Source organism: Oscillospiraceae bacterium, from assembly GCA_015068525.1.
Lineage (GTDB): Bacteria > Bacillota > Clostridia > UMGS1840 > HGM11507 > SIG450.
The window spans coordinates 6,392-25,601 of record SVKJ01000021.1; the positions used below are offsets into that span (position 1 = coordinate 6,392).

General features: G+C 33.0%; 15 protein-coding genes and 2 pseudogenes. 7 read left to right on the forward strand and 10 right to left on the reverse strand.

The window, feature by feature from the left end; genetic code table 11:
• Positions 1-1,013: 1,013 nt before the first annotated feature.
• The gene (locus E7419_06760) at positions 1,014-2,309 is read left to right on the forward strand and encodes a hypothetical protein (protein MBE7014888.1); all 1,296 of its coding nucleotides are present in this window, start codon (positions 1,014-1,016) and stop codon (positions 2,307-2,309) included.
• A 65-nt stretch (positions 2,310-2,374) separates the two neighbouring features.
• The gene (locus E7419_06765; protein MBE7014889.1) at positions 2,375-2,713 is read left to right on the forward strand and encodes a hypothetical protein; all 339 of its coding nucleotides are present in this window, start codon (positions 2,375-2,377) and stop codon (positions 2,711-2,713) included.
• Positions 2,714-2,762: 49 nt separating this feature from the next.
• Here E7419_06765 and E7419_06770 read toward each other — a convergent pair whose 3' ends face one another.
• Complete coding sequence (locus tag E7419_06770) at positions 2,763-2,954, reverse strand: hypothetical protein (GenBank protein MBE7014890.1); 192 nt, start codon at positions 2,952-2,954, stop codon at positions 2,763-2,765.
• Positions 2,955-3,379: 425 nt separating this feature from the next.
• Here E7419_06770 and E7419_06775 point away from each other — a divergent pair, with 425 nt between their 5' ends.
• From E7419_06775 to E7419_06785, 3 genes are all read left to right on the forward strand, one after another.
• Positions 3,380-3,940, forward strand: a complete 561-nt coding sequence (locus E7419_06775) for a recombinase family protein (GenBank protein MBE7014891.1) — start codon at positions 3,380-3,382, stop codon at positions 3,938-3,940.
• Positions 3,941-4,375: 435 nt separating this feature from the next.
• Positions 4,376-6,142 carry a hypothetical protein gene (locus E7419_06780; GenBank protein MBE7014892.1) on the forward strand — a complete coding sequence of 589 codons (1,767 nt, stop codon included), beginning with the start codon at positions 4,376-4,378 and terminating at the stop codon, positions 6,140-6,142.
• 48 nt (positions 6,143-6,190) lie between these two features.
• Positions 6,191-6,586 (forward strand): type II toxin-antitoxin system PemK/MazF family toxin, encoded by a 396-nt coding sequence (locus E7419_06785; GenBank protein ID MBE7014893.1) that lies wholly within the window; start codon positions 6,191-6,193, stop codon positions 6,584-6,586.
• 281 nt (positions 6,587-6,867) lie between these two features.
• Here the strand turns inward: E7419_06785 and E7419_06790 are convergent, their stop codons facing one another.
• From E7419_06790 to E7419_06810, 5 genes are read right to left on the reverse strand one after another with little or no spacing between them, the layout of a single operon-like run.
• The gene (locus tag E7419_06790; protein ID MBE7014894.1) at positions 6,868-7,461 is read right to left on the reverse strand and encodes a hypothetical protein; all 594 of its coding nucleotides are present in this window, start codon (positions 7,459-7,461) and stop codon (positions 6,868-6,870) included.
• The gene (locus tag E7419_06795) at positions 7,451-10,285 is read right to left on the reverse strand and encodes an Hsp70 family protein (GenBank protein MBE7014895.1); all 2,835 of its coding nucleotides are present in this window, start codon (positions 10,283-10,285) and stop codon (positions 7,451-7,453) included. Before E7419_06795 ends, E7419_06790 begins: the two co-directional genes overlap by 11 nt.
• A gap of 2 nt (positions 10,286-10,287) precedes the next feature.
• Positions 10,288-11,325: a hypothetical protein gene (locus tag E7419_06800; GenBank protein ID MBE7014896.1), complete on the reverse strand. Its 1,038-nt coding sequence runs from the start codon at positions 11,323-11,325 to the stop codon at positions 10,288-10,290.
• Entirely contained in the window at positions 11,303-12,679 is a 1,377-nt protein-coding gene (locus tag E7419_06805) for an MBL fold metallo-hydrolase (GenBank protein ID MBE7014897.1), read from the reverse strand. The genes E7419_06800 and E7419_06805 overlap by 23 nt, the downstream gene beginning before the upstream one ends.
• Positions 12,680-12,710: 31 nt before the next feature.
• Positions 12,711-12,971 (reverse strand): hypothetical protein, encoded by a 261-nt coding sequence (locus E7419_06810; protein MBE7014898.1) that lies wholly within the window; start codon positions 12,969-12,971, stop codon positions 12,711-12,713.
• Positions 12,972-13,286: 315 nt separating this feature from the next.
• Between E7419_06810 and E7419_06815 the strand changes: the two genes are divergently transcribed.
• Positions 13,287-13,628, forward strand: a complete 342-nt coding sequence (locus E7419_06815; protein ID MBE7014899.1) for a helix-turn-helix transcriptional regulator — start codon at positions 13,287-13,289, stop codon at positions 13,626-13,628.
• 665 nt (positions 13,629-14,293) lie between these two features.
• Positions 14,294-14,521, forward strand: coding sequence for a helix-turn-helix transcriptional regulator (locus tag E7419_06820; GenBank protein MBE7014900.1), 228 nt, complete (start codon positions 14,294-14,296; stop codon positions 14,519-14,521).
• 266 nt (positions 14,522-14,787) lie between these two features.
• Here the strand turns inward: E7419_06820 and E7419_06825 are convergent.
• The 4 genes and pseudogenes from E7419_06825 to E7419_06840 all read right to left on the reverse strand — a co-directional run bounded on the left by E7419_06825 (position 14,788) and on the right by E7419_06840 (position 19,178).
• A pseudogene (locus tag E7419_06825) lies at positions 14,788-15,819 on the reverse strand (type I restriction endonuclease subunit R).
• Positions 15,820-16,113: 294 nt separating this feature from the next.
• Positions 16,114-17,427 carry a restriction endonuclease subunit S gene (locus E7419_06830; GenBank protein ID MBE7014901.1) on the reverse strand — a complete coding sequence of 438 codons (1,314 nt, stop codon included), beginning with the start codon at positions 17,425-17,427 and terminating at the stop codon, positions 16,114-16,116.
• 14 nt (positions 17,428-17,441) lie between these two features.
• Positions 17,442-18,680, reverse strand: coding sequence for a hypothetical protein (locus E7419_06835; protein MBE7014902.1), 1,239 nt, complete (start codon positions 18,678-18,680; stop codon positions 17,442-17,444).
• 396 nt (positions 18,681-19,076) lie between these two features.
• Positions 19,077-19,178: pseudogene (locus E7419_06840) on the reverse strand (AbrB/MazE/SpoVT family DNA-binding domain-containing protein).
• Positions 19,179-19,210 lie beyond the last annotated feature (32 nt).

Below are 19,210 nucleotides of genomic sequence, written 5' to 3' on the forward strand. Positions count from 1 at the left end.
GTTAGAAAATCTTGCAACATCTTCAACATCTGGTACTGTTTTTTGCTGTACCTATATTGTCTCATATTTTGCATTTTTTCTACACGAGTCGGTTCTTTGCAAATTCGGTGATTTCAAGTTTTAAAATGTTAAAACCAACAATTTTTGTTCAAACACCGAATTTTTCATTATGAACCATTTAAACAGTTAGAAAATCTTGCAACATCTTCAACATCTGGTACTGTTTTTTGCTGTACCTATATTGTCTCATATTTTGCATTTTTTCTACACGAGTCGGTTCTTTGCAAATTCGGTGATTTCAAGTTTTAAAATATTAAAACCAACAATCTTTACTCAAATGCCGAATTTCTGTATTCTGACCTCTTTTGAGGTGAAAAAATCTTCAACAACGTATGATTTTTTGCTCTACCAATATTCTCTCATACTTTTGACTTTTTCTACACGGGTCAGTTCTTTGAAGGTTCGGAGATTTCAAGTTTTAAAATGCCAAAATCAACAATTTCTGCTTAGACACCGAATTTTTCATAAATTGATGCTTTGAGGTAAAAAATCTTCAATCACTTAAACATCTTGTACCTTTTTTGCTCTACCTACATTATCTCATATTCTGATTTTTTCCTATACGAGTAGGTTCTTCACATATTCTGAGTTTTTAAGTTTTTAAATGCCAAAACATACAATTTATGTTCATACACAGAATTTTTTATTATTCTGTACTTGGACAGTAAAAAATCTTGCAACATCTCAAACGTCTTACAAGTTTTCTTGCCATACTTTTATATTGCCATATTCTGAAAAAACTTGCCGCTAGTCATTTAAGAGCAAATTCTGAGATTGGTTGTTTTAAATTTGTGAATATGGGAATATATAGAAAAAACTCCGAATTTTTTTGGTATTTAATGAAAAAAATTCGGAGAAAATCACTTTTTATTCTTGAAATTCACTATTTTTATTGAAAAACAAGGCAAAATATGGTATAATATTAGAAAAATAAAAAGAACGGAGATGATTGTATGAGTACAGAGGAAAACAATAAAGAAAGAACCCCTATTACAGAGGCAAACATAGACAAACTGGTGGGTAAAACAAAACCACGTACCCTTCCATATACACCTATACTGAAATTATTTATAGGTTATTTACAAAACTGCTGCGGTATCAAAGGAGAAGAAATATCAGCACACTTTGGACATCAACCGTCTTGGTTCTCAGATTTGAAGACCGGAAAAAGAAAGCAAGTTCTTGCAAATGAACTTGCTGAAATAATTGCATTTGGTTATAATTGTGAAAACAGTCGTAAGGATGAAAATTTCCAAAAAATCAATTGTTCAGATGCGGGTTATTTTCATCTTGACGTAGATAATACAATCAAGTTTTCAGACTATGCCCGTTATAGAGTAGAAGATTTTATGTGTACGATTACTGACCCTATTACCGGAAAACTGAAAATGGACATAAAAAATGAATTATGGATGCTGGTGCTCCTTTTTGAATATGACCTTATATTGCTTGATGGAGAACATGACATAAGAGGACTGATTAATAAAAAGTTGTCTACAAGCGATCCTAAAAAATTATTTACAGAGCTTGGAAAAAACTTGTATCTTCCTAACAGATACAAACCAAAATTTTTCATTGATGAAGAAACTAAGAAACCATTGAAAAAAGAATCTATCAGCATAACAAAAAATAATATTTATGCTGAGAAAAGTAAAAATGAACACGACTTTCCTTTAATTTTCATCAACTATGACCTTATCAATACAGATGAATATATAAAGCAACACGGAACAGATGTTAAAAGATTGCCCCAAGGTTGTAAGGACTTTGATTTAAGAGTGGCGTTATATGACAAGGGTAGAATTCGTCTCATAGATTTATTTATGCTTTTGCGCAATGCCAATTACCTGCTTTGCCACTCAGAAGAGTATTTGGTCTTTGAAAAAACATTAATTCAACTATATGAACGTACAATAACTACATTTTATACTACTGTTGGATGGGTTGATACACCGGTGTTCCCACCGCACAATGCTATATGGAAATATGATTTTGAGAATTTCCGTAATAATGGAATACCAGCATTTTTCGGATTGGTTGATTTTTTTGAAAAGATTAACATACCAGAAAATGATGTAGAATTTACTCTTTTTAAGAACAACTTTTTGAAACTGAAAAGAACTTATATGAAAACCGTTGCCTTTGATTTTTCATTTATTGAAAGTATGACAACAATACAGACAAGTCGACTTTATAAGCGCCTATCTCAATTGATAGAAGATTTTAAAAATAATCCGGACGAGTTCTAAAAGGGAAACACACCTCACTCTCTAAATTATGAATCATCATAATTAGAAAGCGAGGTGTGTTTTTTATGAGAACAAAAATCAGTCTGGATGTTGTTTTTCCACTCAATGTAGAAAATGACATTTATGATTTTGAGTTCTTCACAAAATACGGTGAAGACGCTGATGGTCTGTTTGTTTCAATTTATGTTGTTCCTAGATATTCAATCGACGAACAAAAAGTCAGAAATATCAAAACAACATATTTCTTAGACAGAGCAATATCATCTCCGGAGATTTTAGGCATTCTCAGTATTTTAAAAGAATTGCAAAATACTGTAAATGACTTTTCTTCTTCATCAGAAGAGCTCAGCAGAAAATACTATGATTCTATTCATAGATATTTCACTGTTTTTGGAGTTGTATAAGATACTCTGAAAACTAATGGAGCACCCCTTATTGGGATGCTCCATCTTTTTATGCCGTAAATAACGGTATAATTTGCATATCTATAAAATCGACTATTGGTTTCACATACATATAATAGAAAAACCCAGCATTGTTTACAGACTGTATCGTAAAATACATTCCCACTGCAAACAAGAGTATGTCTCCGATAAACCATAGGTCTTTTTTTATCTGTTTTATAGCAAATTTAATTTCTCCCATCACATTCTCCTTTCATTTTTATTTATTATACCGTATACTTACTGATTTGTCAGCATTTTTTACTCCGGTTCATCATGTTAAAGCAAAAAAATAGCACCTATGAAATCTTTTCAGAATTCACAGATGCTATAATTCTTATTTGAATAAATCGCTATGAGTGCCGGTTCTGTATAAGGTTAAAACCAATGATGCTTATACTATATGATTGAAAAGAAATAAAATTTTATTCATTAACTGCCAGAAACCCTTGTGAATACAGTGTTTCGTTAGGGTATGATTAAGTGACGTTATGAAATAGCCCTTAAAAGTGTTTCAAATAAATTATTTTTGATTTTTGAAATATGTCATAAATCGAACTATATTCTATTGACACACTTATATTTTTGTGGTATAATAAAATTACCAAAAATCAAAGGAGGTTATGTATGAGAGTTGGTTATATCAGGTGTTCGACCTTGGAACAAAACGAGGCACGCCAGGTAAAGATGATGGAAGAACAAAATACAGAAAGAGTATTCATTGATAAAGCAAGTGGTAAAAACACAGACCGTACCGCGTTTAAAGAAATGATGTCCTTTGTACGTTCTGGTGATACCGTAATCTGTGAAAGCATTTCAAGAATTGCCAGAAATACACGCGACCTTTTATCTATTGTTTCAGAACTAACAGAAAAAGGCGTTGAATTTATAAGTTTAAAGGAACAAATCGATACTACAACACCCCAAGGGCGGTTTATGATTACAGTTTTTGGAGCATTGGCAGAACTGGAGCGTGAAAACATTCTGGAGCGTCAAAGAGAAGGCATAGAAATAGCAAAAGCCGAGGGTAAGTACAAGGGTAGAAAACCTATTGAGGTTGAAAATTTCCCCAACATCTATAATCAATGGAAGTCGGGATCTATAACCGCTCGGCAGAGCATGAGAATTTTAAATTTAAAACCGAATACATTTTACCGCAGGGTCAAGGACTATGAAGCAACGTTATAAAGATTGAACATCTTCTATCTTAATGGTGGTGGTACTATTACAGTACCGCCATTATTTATTTTCAAGGAAAAAATCAAAAAGATCGGAATTCTATAAAAATTATACTGTTTTTACTGATTTTGTCAGCATTTGGATTTTAAGACAAAATTATTCTATTTTTTTCTCTTCCGGTGATTTTATTTCAATTATTTTTATATTTTTCTCTTATTATAGAAGATTTTTTTATTTGGGTAATATACACCACGCATTATAGATATAGATTCAGCAATATTACCCCGTTGGTCTTTTTGATAACTTGACGAATTACCACAATCGAGGTATCATCCAAATACAATGCAAGTATGTTGTCGGTAAAACACCCCCGCATAAGAGATATTTTAAAAATATATGTGTAATGAGGGGGGTAAATTAACTAAATTTTGAAAGGAGATGATAATGAATTATAGAGAATTTTTAAAAAAATTAGGGAATCCCGACCCCATCTGTTTTGTTGATAATAATATAGTAATTAGTCTAAAAGATGTACCAAAATATATTAATGAACATGAAATTTTCTTTTTGCCTAATGTTGGTGGAACAACAATAGCAGAAATAAAAGAGTTTAAAGCATTCTTTGTTGATTTGGATGCGGGAAAGATTTCCAAAGATGAGTTTCTACCTGTGAAAGCAGTAAAAAAATACAAATCGGAGAAATGGAAGGAAATTAATTCCTTTGCCATACCGCCCTCATTTGTAGTTGAGACGAGAAACGGTCTCCATTTATATTGGAAAATTCAAGAAGAGATATCTCTTGAACTTTGGCAAAGTATTGAGGATGCATTGGTAAAATGGTTTGATGGCGATAAAAACGTAAAAAATGCTGCGAAACAACTAAGACTACCTGGTTCTGTTTGGAGAAAAAACCCTAAGTACCCAGAATACCCTTGTAGAGTTCTGAAAGAAAATGATGTTTACACTTATATCGCATCATACTGCAAATTGTTTAATATTTCTGAATCTGGAGCTCAAACAACATCTGAAACAACATCTGAAAAACACACCAAATCTCATCATGCAAATACAACAGCACCAAAAAGAAAACCAATATCACCACAAGTTTTCACCAATTACAAGCAACTATTTGACTATTTGACAAAGGAAATCTCAATGTTTGACTATCTTCAAGAATTTCATAAACTTGTTGGCAATAATCAGCGTTCTTTCTGTTGCATTATTCATCCAGACAAGCACCCAAGCGCCAGCATATTTAAGGTTGATAGCGGTGTTGAATTGTACTGTTGCAATGCCAGTAGTTGCGGGTTCAAAGGGAACATCATACAAGTAGTTTCTAAACTTAAAGATTGTTCAAGGAGCGATGCCATAACTTTCATCTGTAAAAACTTAAATATAAGATATGAAATTGACAGACGTCTTGAAAGTCTTTTAGAAGACAACAAGCATACAATATCAGATGATATAAAATATTCTCACACAGACTTATATAGCGCTATTTACCGCTATAAACCAACCCTTGAAAAGTTGCATGATATTGCAAAAGATTCTCTTGAATATTCTCATACAGAGGGAAAATTTCTTTTTACATCTTCAATTCAGCACATAACAGAAAAAATGGGTAGGCGTGATAAAAAAAACACGACCTCCGATATAGGGTTTCTGTGTCTGTTGAAATTAATTGAAAAAGTAGATTTAGATACTGATACTGATGTTCCAAAAGAATTTGAGAGCTACGTAAAAAGATTTCAACATAAACACAATAAAGACAATTATATTACTGTTTTTTCAATTCCGAGTTATACATATAATGTTTTGACTGAGTGTGAGGGGGTTGCCAAACAAGTAAAGGAAAAAGGTCTCAGAAAAACCCATTTTTCTTATGAAACAGTAGCAAACGCATTTGATAAAGAAACCGCTGACAGAGTGTTTCCACAAATCAAAGGGAAATCTGTTAAAAGTATAGATGAATTTTTACTACAAACCATTAATATTCTTCTGGAAAGAGACGGATATTTTTCATTAAATACAGTAAAAAGTTTTTATAGTGATAATGATGTATTTTTTAAAGAAAAAACATACATCAGACAATTGCCCGCTATAATGCAACAACTTGACTTGCAAAAAATCAAAGCATCAAAGAAAATCAAGGAAGAATATAAAATTCTTTCAATGGGTTATCCGTATATTTATATCAAAAAAGGTAATTAAAAAAATCTGTTTAAAATCATCATCATAAAATATTTTACTAATGAAAGGATGTTGATTTTAATGACAGAAACTACTACTTACATAAGAAAAGGAGACATTTTTTATGTTGAGTTAGGAAAAGAAAGGAACGGTTCGGTACAGAACGGAGGAGCAACTGGTGTCAGACCTTGTGTTGTTATGGCAAACAAAGTTGCATGCAATGTTAGTCCGGTTCTTTTGGTTGTTCCGATAACCTCCAGTTTTGGAAAACAGCATAAAAGTATGCCTACTCATCTTGAACTTGGAAACATTCTACCAAAAAAATCAGTAGCACTCTTTGAACAAGTCTTGACAGTCAATCGATACCAATTACGTGATAAGATTGCAAAATTGTCAGATGATTTGCTTGAAGAGGCAAACCAAAAAATTATGATTTCTTTTGGTCTGATTCCACAGTATGCATGAATCAAAAAAATAGAGCTCATTCGACTTTGAGCTCTATTTTTCTTTGTTGCGTGTAGCCACATCAAATTTTACAAAAGACAAATACATTATAAAGAAAGAAGGTCATATGCTACAACAAATGCCACACTTTTTCTAAACCACCACCCTTCAAATAATAAATATCTATATTAACTGCTTTGATGCAGGTTGTTTTCACAATACTAACTGTCTTATGTATGTGATTTATGAGATATTTATTATATTGTTGATGATGACTTAAAGTCCTTTATTTTCTTTCTTCCTTACGAAATTATTTCTGCAAGCATTGTTTCAAAGTTTTCAGATGTGTAATTGTTGAATAATTCATCAATATTCTTTGGTGAATAATATGAATCTTTATCAAAATAATCACATACAAAAGGTTTTAATTCATCAAGCCCTTTAAATAACTTGACACAGAAATCAAAGCCTCTTATTGATGCTAAATGCTTGTTAAATGCAGAAATACTGTTCTCCAACATTTCAAATGTATTCTCAGAAGAACTGTCAAAACACTTATCAATCATTGTATAGATTTCAGTCATATGTTCAGCATCTTCTGTGGAGATTATATTATCTGATACAGCTTTGTTAATTATATCACCTATATCGTCATTAAGGACGTCTTCCGAATCTGCTATAAGCGAAAATATTCTGTTAAATACCATATATTTAACATAACCAGCAAGGAGAACAATATCGTTAAACCAATTAACGCAACCATATGAAACACAACAAGGGAGCGGCATACATTCAGATGTGTAAATGAAGATTGATGTTGATTTCAATTCTTCACCAAAATTTTCTGACATATCAGTGTCTTCCCATACAGAAATGTCATTATATTTATTCATCATTCTCTCCTCCGATTGATTTATCAAATAGCCTGTCGGTATTGTTCTTTAAAACAGTTTCTTCATCCCAACCTAACATTTCACCCTTAACCATTTTTTGGGCGATAATATTGGCTTGTGCTTGTTCTTCAACAATACCGTTTTCATAATAAGTATCAATGGTTTCAAGGACAGAAAGTGCTTTCTCCGCGAGAGCATCTGAAACTTGATTAAGTGTTCCAGGTCGTCTATCGCATATAAGTGCCATTGATGTTTCAGCACAACGCAGTTCATTTAATTTAAGTTCTCCGCTTTGTATGAGAGAAATTAATTTTGCAACCATTTTTTCATCACTAACTTTATAACCATATGTGTTTGACTTTTTAAAACAGTTGCCCACAGCCCACAGAACACCTCGTGCAAACATATCACTATACTGATAGTCTAAGAATTCTTTATACACCGTTTCATACTCTATTCCAAGGGTGCTAAATGCGGTAAGAACATAACTCTTGAATTCAAAATATGGCAAAAAAGTATTGAGCTTATCAGCGGCTTTTTCATCTCCGATTTTACCAACAATCTGAATAGCAAAGTTAATTATTTTAGAATATTGTGTGTCCGTTATCTTTCCGCCATATAAACTTAGTTTAGTTTTTGCTGTATTTAAAACTCCATAAGCAATATTCAATAATGATGCCTGGTCTTTGTCTGACCAACTGGAACACATAAAATGTGCTATCGGCAAAAGATTATAAAGAACCTCAGTACAAGAGGGAGATGAAAGTGCTTTTAAAATTGCATCCGCAAATTCACTCTTATTTCCTGCACCTTTAATAGATTTTGTCCTAACTTTAAGTTCTTCCTCATATTTTTTCTTATGAGTTGAAAGTTTGCTATTCCGTTCTTTTGCCTTGTTTAAGTTATTACATGCTGTAATTAATGCAGATATTTCATTATTAACATTTAGGTCTTTTCCCACAGGTGCTGTTAATTTACCATCTTTACCTGTACCTTCTATTTCACCGAATATAATTTCAACATCCTCAGACTTTTCCAAAATGTTTAAACCATAGTAATCACTCGTAATAATTGCATTTATCGAGAGTATCTGGTCTTTTGAAATGGAACAAGTAAGGGTCACATAGCAATCTTTTTTGAGATTAAGATTGATGTTAATTTTACCAGATGCTATTTGCTTTTTATATGTTTTACCATTTTTATCTTTGGCGCCGCGATTATATGGTTCTTCTACATAAATAGGAACATATATTTCTCTTTGCCCCTCCAATACTATTCCAGTGATAGTATCATTTACTAATGGTAAATCAGCATTATCTTCTGCAATTTGCTCAAATGTTCCGTTTTTATAGCCGATATACAAACCATTTGGGAGAAGAGAGGTAGAAAGTATCATAGGTTCAAAAGTAGTTTTTGCTATCTTTTTCTCTTCTTGAACTGTTGTTTCAGCAGATGCTTTTTCTATTCCTAAATCAAGTTCTTCAACAAGTTCTTCTGCATTTTCTTCGTGATGAAGATAATAATTATATACAGCCGCTCCTTGCGCAACTGATAAGTCAGGATGCACCTCTGTTATTGGGTCTTGTCCAAAAAACTTTTGAAGCCTTTCTTCTATGAGGTAAAGTTTTGACATTCCACCATTTAGAACAACAGCATCAATACCATCAAAAGGAATATTTTCTTTATGAGCTTTTTTCTCTGCTTCACTCAATGCGTATAGTATTGGGTAAATAATGTTGTCGGTGTTGGTTATCTCGTCTAACCGTTTATAGTCTTCATACACAAGGTCATTAGCCATCAATTCTGAAAGGCAATCTTCAAACTCTCCACGGGTCAAAGAACATTCACTTGCGCTTCTTTCAAATCTGCCAACTCGAAGGTCTTCATTTCCCTCAAATTCTTCGTCTAAATCTATATCACCATCTTCATCTTTGTACGCTTGATTAATTTCTTTTTTTAATTCTTCTGCCAAAGTCATTGCTCTTCCAAGAAGAATAGGACTGTCTTTATCTGTGTCAGGACCGTACTGGTCAATAAGGAACTTAGCAATCGTTTTGTCAAAAACATCACCTGCAATAGCAGTATATTTGTTTATAGACAACTGCTTCATTTTTATCATTTTTGAATTTTCAACTCTTTCAACTTGATGGACTGTCACATCAAGAGTTCCGCCACCTATATCAAAAATTAATATATTTTTAGGAACATCAAAGTCAATACCAATATCGGTTTTTTTCTCATTTAAACTATTAATCAAATGATACATAACAGCATCAGGTTCTGACAAAAGCAATCTTCCGTTATATGAACCATCTGCATTTTTTACATTAATTCCTGCTAATTCCGCAGCTTTCAGTGTTGCCATACGCTGAATAGGGCTAAAACTTGCTGGAATTGTGATAACAACATCTACATCATCATCTATACTTCTCTTTTTTCTTTTCAGAGCTTCCATCATATGTTTTAATATACGAGAGGAAACCTCTTCTGGTGTTTTATCTGGTATTCCTTCATCCCATTCGGGGTAATCTATTGCGGGATTACCCATTTGAGTTTTTATTGATTTAGCCACAGTATCGGGTCTTGTTGAAAATTGTTCTTTGGCATAATCACCTACTATTATATTATAATTACCATCTACATCTTTTTTATATTGAACACACGAAGGTAAGGTTTCTTCTTCGTGTTCATTATTTGAACTTGTTGAACGTGCTTTTCTTTTTAATTTTACTGCTGTTGCATTAAGGTCGCCTGTATCATCAACACGGCAAGTAGATAATGCTGAATTGGTTGTTCCAAGATCGATGCCAACATACCATTTACTCATTTTTATTCCTCCTCACACTCTACAACTCTTGGGTTTGAAATAATTATATCTTTTGATTTTATTTCCCAGCCAGATGAAATAACCTCAACCTTTTTTGTTTCAGTGTCGTCTTTGAAACTGCTTCCCTCATAAGCATATTTTTCTGTATCAAAACAGTTTATTTCAATAATATCACCGATTTCCATAATTGGAGTTATCTCACAGTCTGCTATGAATTTCATCATGTTTTTAGTAATGTTTTGAACCTGCTTAAATTCACTCGGTATTTCAACTTTATTTTTCCTCATTTCTCTAAACATTTTTTGAGACTGAGATAAAGCATCAATTAAGTAGCCATACTTTTGTGAATTAAGCATAGACATAAGCATTTTTCTTTCTTCTGCAACGCTCTGTTCTAAGTCTTGCTCAAAATCTTCTTCCAACAGTTCAATGGTTCTATTTGCATTTTTTAACTTACGTTCATATGTTAAAATTTGTTGCTTATACTCATCTATATCATCCTGGTCATCTGAACAAAAATCAACTATAATTTCAACCATTGCATCAAAACACTCTGCCGCAAAATCTTTATTCAATTTAAGCAATGGCTTATAAACATCACTGTTTTTAATTACCGGACTGATATTTGCAACATATAACAAGGTCAATCTTTTAAATTTCTTTAACTCTCTATCATCGACCTCTGTTTCCATATCGGCTAAACGGTTAATCTCTCCGCCATTTCCATTTAAAACATCAACAATAATTTGAGCATAAAATAAAGCACGGGTATATAAATGTTTTCTCTCATTTATGTGTGCCAATATGCAAGCACGCAATACTCCTATAACATAGTTGCCGGTCATTATTTCACCCTTTATTGTTTCACCATATCTTTCATCATACGTCTTAGCATATTGTCTTGGTTCAGCATCCAAGTCTTCTCCGACAATAGTTAATATTCTGTTTTCTTCATAAAAGCAACGTCTTTGCTTATTAGAAATAGGTATTAAAGTTCTTTCTATTTCTTTGATTAAATCATCTAATCGCTTTGTTTTCATAAATAAATCCTTCTTTCGTTAAATCAAATATTTCATCGTCCTCTGCATATATAATGTTTATGTCCGGAAAATCATTTGAAAGTTTGGTTTCATACTTGTTTTCTCTATCATCTGCGGAATGTACTACAAATACAGTTCTGGGAGAATACATAGAAATCAAATCAGTAATATTCTCATATGTTGCATGCAATGTGAAATCAACATTTTCAACATAGTCAAAGCCTCTGCTGTAATAATCATTACCAATGTAAATTCCATCGGGCATATTCCAAAAACCCTTGAATTTTTTAAAGCAACTGCAATTACCATCAAAAATTCTAATGCCGCTTTCTTCAAGTTTATCAGCCAATTCCCATATATTAGGGTCAACATAAATCTTTCTCTTAGGAAGAAATTTCTTGTCCATAGCACTTCGTAAAACTTGTACAAGCTCTATACCTTTGGTTAATTGTTTTACCTTGCAATAAAGGTTTTTAGAGGTATATTTTCTGCACAAAGATATGATATTTTTTTCCATATCGACAGATGGGTTGTAATTTGGATGTTTTGCATGAGTACCGCAAACAATGATAACATCTGGTGATATGTTTTTAGGCAATTCACAAGAGTAAGCCAAAGGGGTGCTTACCATTGAAAAATCACCCGTATATAATACTTTTGTACCATATATTTCTAAATATATCATAGCGGCACCAGGAATGTGTCCAGCGGGGTAAAATGTAAAATATATATCATCCTCAACCTTATATCTATGGTTGTAATTTACAGCCTCGGTATGCTCTAAAACCTTTTGAATATCTCTGTCATACTCTAATTTCTTATCAAGAGACAATTTAGAGATTTCCCAGTGATTTTCTTCACTAATCAGATGCGAACAAATCTTTTTGGTTAGATTTGTTGAATACACATGCGGGTTTCTGCTTTTTTTAATTAAATTGACCAGGTATCCGATATGGTCAAAATGTGCATGAGAAATAAACACACTATCAATTTGAGATAAGTTATCTACACCAAACTGACCATCACATAAAATTGTATCAAAATTAGGGTTATAGAAACCATATTCATCATTGCCCTTGCCACAATCAAAAAGAATATTTTTACCATTGACTTGAAGAAAATAGCAACTTGCTCCAATATGCTGTCCGCCACCTAATGCAACAAATTTTATACCTGGCATTAATTTCACCACACTTTCCGTTTTATTATACCATATACTGCTAAAACATTCAATGAAATAACAAAAAATAACGAAAAATACTGAATTTTCTACGTTATATACAAAAAACATCAAAATACTTTTATAAAACAATAGACACAAAAGTAAAAAGCTCCCACCGATTACAAAATTCATTATAATCGGTGGGGAAGATTGAATTAATCAATCAACAAGATACCTTTGTGCCTATTTTTGTAATTGCCCAAGTGATAACCTCCTCCGGTGTAGGAACACCAGATTTACTTGGCATATTTTCCCATTGTTTTTGAACATTGGGGTCGTTGCTTGACATACCAATTGCAATTGCATCCGAAATTTCTTTCTTTACCTCTGCAACACTGACACCATGCTCCTGTGCAACCATTCCCAAAACTTTTTCAATTTTTTTTGCGACTGCCTTTTCTTGATTTTTTTTAAACATAATCATCGCTCCCTTCTGTATTTGACATTATAGCAGATTGAACTTACGAAATTTGTCAAAATATGGGAGAAAAGTAAAAGTTTGTAAATATTGTACAGAACTTTGTTATTTTTCCTCGAATTTTGTATGCCGTTTTAGTTAAATTAAACAAATATTTTATTAATAAAAGTCATTTTTGAATTTTGAATTATGTTCATTATAGCACTTTTTTTCTCAAAAGTCAATGTTCTACACAGACAAATCTGTATCATAACTTGTTTTAATTCTCTGCGATAGGGATTAAACTATAAGTGTCATATAGAATTTAAGGATGTGGTAAAAATGACGAAGAATTTGCCATTAGATTATAAATTAATGGGAGAAAGAATAAAACAAGCAAGAAAAATTAAAAGATATACACAAGCCCAAATATCTGAAATAATTGATATGAGTTCCAAAAATTTCAGTCAACTCGAAAGAGGTGAAACAGGTATTTCTGTACCGACTTTAATTTCACTATGTAGAGCATTAGAGGTTTCTACGGATTATATCTTGTTTGGGGTTGAAAAGAACACTCAGCACAGTTCCATAAGCAGAATGCTTTCAGAACTTAATGAAGAACAACAATTATATGCTGAAAAAATATTAGACATATTTGTACAGTCGTGTAAAAATGGAATGTAGAACTATATGATAATACCACTTTAACGAGGCAACTCTATATGATGCATAGGGTTGTCTTTTTTATGGTAAATGCAAACAAATTGATGGCGTTGGTGGTGAAAATATTAACATCTGGAATCTAAACCAGTTTTTGCGGCAGGCTTATGAAATAAAAAATAGCACCTTCAAATTAAGGTGCTAAATTTATTTATTATTTTTATCTTTGATAACCCTACAACCGTTATAGCATTTCCAACCTTCTTCCTTGGGTCTTCGACACTCTTTTAGATATTTGCAGTTCCAACAACCACGAGGAAGACCATCAAATTTCCTTTCATTTTCCCAATTCAAAATCATGCATCCACGATAGCATTTCCAACCTTCTTCTTTGGGTCTCCGACAAATACCAAGAATCTCACAATGCCAACAACCACGAGGGAGACCCCAATAACGAATAATATCTGGCAATTCAAACAACCAATTATATCGCATTAGTATTATCACCTCAAAATAAGCATTATTTATTATGTTTCAAAACAAACAATTTAACTGTAAATACCATTTATATGCTTGTATTATACCACTTTTTTGTATTTTAGTCAATCAATTCTGTTGTTTTATAAACAAGTTTGTTGGTCGATAAAAATATTAATAAAGAATATAATATATGTATTAGAGGTGAGCGTATGAAAAACAAGAATTATGATGTTTGGTTGGGCATCGGTCTCAATATTCTTCATTACAGAAAAGAACAAGGAATGACCCAGATGCAACTGGCGGAGAAATCTAATATCAGTAAAAACCACATGCAACGTATAGAAACCGCTGCTTGTTCTTGCACGTTAGATACGCTGATTGACATTGCTGATGCACTTAATATTCCATTGAAAAAATTATTTGAATTTAGAGATTAAAAAACGAGAGACCTTATCGCACTTGATAAGGTCTCTTATATTTTTATGTACTCGGAGAGCTTTCACTCTCCGATATGCTTATAAGCCAGGTATTCTTGTCAAAGAAACACCTCTTATAAGTCTTCATCTATTATACTTACGAAAGAAAGGAGTGTCTACTAATGACACCAAACACAAAAGAAAGAAAGGTTGTCAGTACCAACTGACAAATTTATTATACCGCGTATTTTCGGGTTTGTCAGCCCCTTTTTTGAAAAAATTTTTAATTATTTTTCTTCCCTCAAACTTTTGTAGATTTCACTTGTAAATATACCCAGAACTTGATGCTTGATTTCATCATTTTTAAGGAGCAAATCAAAGAAATCTTTATTCTGGTCTCTACCTTCCATTAAAGCATCATCTATGTCGTCAAAGTATGAGAAGGAGAAATCTTGTTCTGTATTGTTTTTAGCACTAATTTTTAATTTTTCAGATTTCATAAGTATATCTTTAATCTGGAGCATTGCTTTAACCGCTACATCATTATCATAAGATTTACCCGTTCTGGAATTGATTTCAGCAATAATCTGAGACAACAGTTCTTCCTTTTCCTTGGTTAAACCAAAGGCGTCTGCTGTTGGGAGTTTCACAATCGGGTCAGATACCAGATTTGACTGCTTGTGTTCTTCACCTTTCTTCTGAACAAAGTTTGTTGCCTTAATCTTTCCGTCAAGATTATAACCACCGCCTGGATGGTTTATGTTGATGTAAGAGAGCAAACAGTTTATGAAATTATACTTTTTGTGTAATTCCACATCTTCAAAACAAGAAACTTGCAATAAGAACTCATAAAATCTTACAAAACTGCGCATATTTCCCACCAGTTCATTTTGCTGTTCCGGAGTGTAATGCTCAATAAGTGATTTTGCTTTCTTAAAATAGAAAGTCATTTTCTGTTTGTCCTTGCCATCTACCTTTTCCTTGTAAAGCAGCGTATTACAATTATCAATGTCCATAGGGTCAATTACTGCATAAGCATCAATTTTTGCCTCCAAATCATAAATAGCGGTTGGAGTAATGGTATTTGCAAGAAGAGTAGTAGTGTAGTACGGAGCAAATGCTGACTTAATATCTTCATAGTCATTTACAAAGTCCAAAATAAAGGTCTTCTTGTCATATGGTGGGCATATACGGTTAAGTCTTGATAATGTCTGAACTGCTGATACACCACTTAATTTTTTCATAATATACATAGCACAGAGTTTAGGTTGGTCAAACCCAGTCTGATACTTATTAGCAACCAGCAAAACTTGATAATCATGCTTATTTGAGATTTCAATGCCGTGTTTCAATGCATCTAAAAGACTGCCTCTTGCCTTGGTGATATGAGTGTTAATGAAATTTATGACAGTTTCTTCAAGATCGTTTTTATATATACCACGCAAATATTCCATTGTTTTTGGTTGAGTATCATCTAGGAACTTGAACAGCATTTCTCTGTCCATTGCAAATAAACGGTCATATGACAAGGCATTTCTTACTATGTATCCGTTCTCTTGCAATCTGTCCATAATAAAATGCTGATACTCTTTTTCAGACAAAATATTATTCAATTACACGACCTCCTTTTTACCGGTTGTATATTCATAGATTACAGATTTCTTATATTGTTCCAGTGTAGAAATCTGCTCCTGTTTTTCACAAATAACAGCGTTGATTTCAGTACATTTTTCATCAAGAAAATCTGCTATCTTCTTTTGTGCTGCTAAGTCGGGTAAGGCAATCACAATATTACCAATATCATATGATGAAATATGCACAACTTTAAGTTTTGCTCTTCCACGACTCTTTTGATACTGAGCATATTTACTATTAAGAGCATAATTAAGAAACGATGGATTTTGGTTATGTTTAGCAATAATAATATCTCCACCCGCCAAACATTCATCATCACCCAAATAAACAATGTTTTTACCAATTTCTTCTACCAGTTCTCCCGTTCCAGCAAAGAGTAAATCACCATATGAAAAGAATTTTTTTGTAGGTACTTTATTTGCGTTAGTTGATGAAACACAAGAAGAAAAATTATTATCATATTTTGAATAGATTTCTCCGTATCTTACACACTGGGTATCTCCATTTTCTATAACATCATCTTTGGTTATGCCATTTCCTTTTGCCAAAGAAGAAACGACATACTTAAACCTTGATACATTCCAATTACTTGGAATTTCACCTATGCATTCGACACCACTATCTTTCATTTCAGCATCTGGGTCAAGACCTCTGCATACAACCTCGGTAATAGTAGAACTTTTATATTCTTCCAATGTTGAAATTTCTTCATTGAGGTCTGCAATCAGTCCATCAATTTCTGCACATTTTTCATCAAGAAAATCTGCTATCTTTTTTTGTTCAGTAGAGTTAGTGATAGGAATATATAGATTTCCGAACTTTTCCATCGGAATTCTCATTCGTATAGTATTGAGAGTACCATTGTCAGATTCTTTCATCAAAATACCATTACCTAACCCCAATAAACTGCGCTGAAATACAGTAGATTGAAAAATATAATTAAAAAATCTTACATCATCTTCTGCTTTAAAAGGACGTAGCATATAATATACGGGACTAACACAACCAAAATACTTTGACAAACCAACAGAACCGGAAAGTATATTCATACTGTTCATAACAATATCACCTGGGTATGCAAGTCGATATGCTGATAAATCTTCTTTTGGTTTGTTGCCGCCACCCTCTTTTTCACTGTATGGAATAACCCCTTGTTTTGCTGTTAAAGAAAGTATTTCTCGTGATTTTATGGGGTTATTCTTTTCTATTCTGTCTTGAAGAACATACTTAATTTTTTTAATTTCCCAGTTGTTGGGAATTTTTCCAAGCCATTTAATTCCAGTATCTTTCATAATCTGTACCCCCCTTATTTAAAGAGCTTAGCAATTCTCTCATTAATAGATTTATCTAATGAGATAAATTTCTCTTCAAGTTCATCACTTGGAGTAGGGGTTGCATACTTATAGAAACATCTTGTAAATGGAATTTCTGCTCCGGTTCTTACTACTGGGTTCTTTGCACCTAAGTTTTCTTCCCAGAATGCTTTTGCATCGGGAACATATGGAAGAACCTCTCTTTCCATATAATCTTCAATGGTCTCTTCATACTTTACAAGTTCGACATCTTTGGTGTCTTTATCATAGATAATTTCACCCTTCTTATCACGCTGAATTTCTGCTTTTTTGTCCATTTTAGAAAGTCCAACTGCAATTTTCTCAATCAATTTTTTATCAGTAGTAGAACTTGCAAGAACTTTTGTCAGTATGGGCATAAATTCAGTTGGAGACATATAAAGTTCATCTGAGATTGCATTGGTAAGGTCTTCTAATATAGCATCATATACTGGTTTTCCTATAAGGAACTTATCATATTTTGCTTGGTCTTTGCCGGTTCTTTCTTCCATAAGTTCCAAATCATCAAAAGCAACCTCATTATATAGAGAATCTAATGCACCGCTTGAAAGCATTTTATCAATTCGTTCCTTTGAAATCTGATAACTGCGCTGTAATGGTTGCATAACGGAGTATTCTCTGTAAATAAATTCTTCATTGTTGTAAATCTTACAATACTCATTTTCTTCAAAGTCTGCATATAATTTTGTAATTATGCTGCGGTCTTTTGGTGAAATTTCATTCTTCTTATTACCCAATGCTTTTATTTTATGGCAAAAAGATGATGCATCAATAAGTTGAATTTTTCCTTTTCTCTCCGGTCTCTTATTTTTTGAAAGAACCCAGATATAAGTAGCGATAGGAGTGTTATAGAAAAGGTCAGTTGGCAAGGCAATAATCGCCTCTATAAGGTCATTATCAAGCATATAGCGTCTAATCTGACTTTCACCGGAAGATGTTCCACCCGTAAATAAAGGGCTACCATTTTCAATAATTGCCGCTCTGCCAAGTTCATCATCCATTTTGTCTATTGCTGACTGCATAAACAACAACTGCATATCACCAGAACCAGGAGTTCCAGCACCAAATCTTCCATCAAACCCTTTCTTTGCCTCTTCAAGAACTGCAAGTTCAACACCCTCACCGGCGTCTTTACCACCCCAAGGAGTTCCAAAAGGAGGGTTCTCAATTACAAATCTCATTTTGGTCTTCATTCGTCATATTATTCTCACTCTGTTGCGAGTGTTGAGCAAGAACCTATAACAATTTGAATATATTTTAAATCAGAGCAATCTATTTGTCAAAAAATATACCGCTTAGCAAGGGCGGTATATAAAAAATTGCATATGAACAATTTTTTTGAAAAACTTTTGGAAGGTGATGATACAAACGACATCATTTTATGATTTATACATACAGCTCTGTTTCCCTTTTTTCTTTTGAGTAAAAATTTGCCCTTTAAATTGCTTTTTCATTTTAAGACACATAATTACTCTAATTCACCCCAAAACTGTCTTAAAACTCGTTTGTGACCCTAATACGGGCGTTGTAAAAAGAGTCGGAAACCCCAGTAATAATGCGGGTTTGAGGGTATGTAGCAACAAGGTACAAAGCGGGTCTCCCTCACGTATGCGGAGAACTCTGCGGATTTCTTTGGGTATAACAACACGACCGAGGTCGTCTATTCTTCTTACAATTCCTGTTGCTTTCATATAAAAAATGCTCCTTTTGGTTTGATTTACAA

Coding starts and splice junctions, on each gene's coding strand:
- E7419_06820 (MBE7014900.1), top strand. CDS start 14,294: ATGAAAAACAAGAATTATGATGTTTGGTTGGGCATCGGTCTCAATATT.
- E7419_06815 (MBE7014899.1), top strand. CDS start 13,287: ATGACGAAGAATTTGCCATTAGATTATAAATTAATGGGAGAAAGAATA.
- E7419_06790 (MBE7014894.1), bottom strand. CDS start 7,461: ATGATGAATAAATATAATGACATTTCTGTATGGGAAGACACTGATATG.
- E7419_06835 (MBE7014902.1), bottom strand. CDS start 18,680: ATGAAGACCAAAATGAGATTTGTAATTGAGAACCCTCCTTTTGGAACT.
- E7419_06805 (MBE7014897.1), bottom strand. CDS start 12,679: ATGAATTTTGTAATCGGTGGGAGCTTTTTACTTTTGTGTCTATTGTTT.
- E7419_06765 (MBE7014889.1), top strand. CDS start 2,375: ATGAGAACAAAAATCAGTCTGGATGTTGTTTTTCCACTCAATGTAGAA.
- E7419_06780 (MBE7014892.1), top strand. CDS start 4,376: ATGAATTATAGAGAATTTTTAAAAAAATTAGGGAATCCCGACCCCATC.
- E7419_06800 (MBE7014896.1), bottom strand. CDS start 11,325: ATGAAAACAAAGCGATTAGATGATTTAATCAAAGAAATAGAAAGAACT.
- E7419_06830 (MBE7014901.1), bottom strand. CDS start 17,427: ATGAAAGATACTGGAATTAAATGGCTTGGAAAAATTCCCAACAACTGG.
- E7419_06795 (MBE7014895.1), bottom strand. CDS start 10,285: ATGAGTAAATGGTATGTTGGCATCGATCTTGGAACAACCAATTCAGCA.
- E7419_06770 (MBE7014890.1), bottom strand. CDS start 2,954: ATGGGAGAAATTAAATTTGCTATAAAACAGATAAAAAAAGACCTATGG.
- E7419_06785 (MBE7014893.1), top strand. CDS start 6,191: ATGTTGATTTTAATGACAGAAACTACTACTTACATAAGAAAAGGAGAC.
- E7419_06810 (MBE7014898.1), bottom strand. CDS start 12,971: ATGATTATGTTTAAAAAAAATCAAGAAAAGGCAGTCGCAAAAAAAATT.
- E7419_06760 (MBE7014888.1), top strand. CDS start 1,014: ATGAGTACAGAGGAAAACAATAAAGAAAGAACCCCTATTACAGAGGCA.
- E7419_06775 (MBE7014891.1), top strand. CDS start 3,380: ATGAGAGTTGGTTATATCAGGTGTTCGACCTTGGAACAAAACGAGGCA.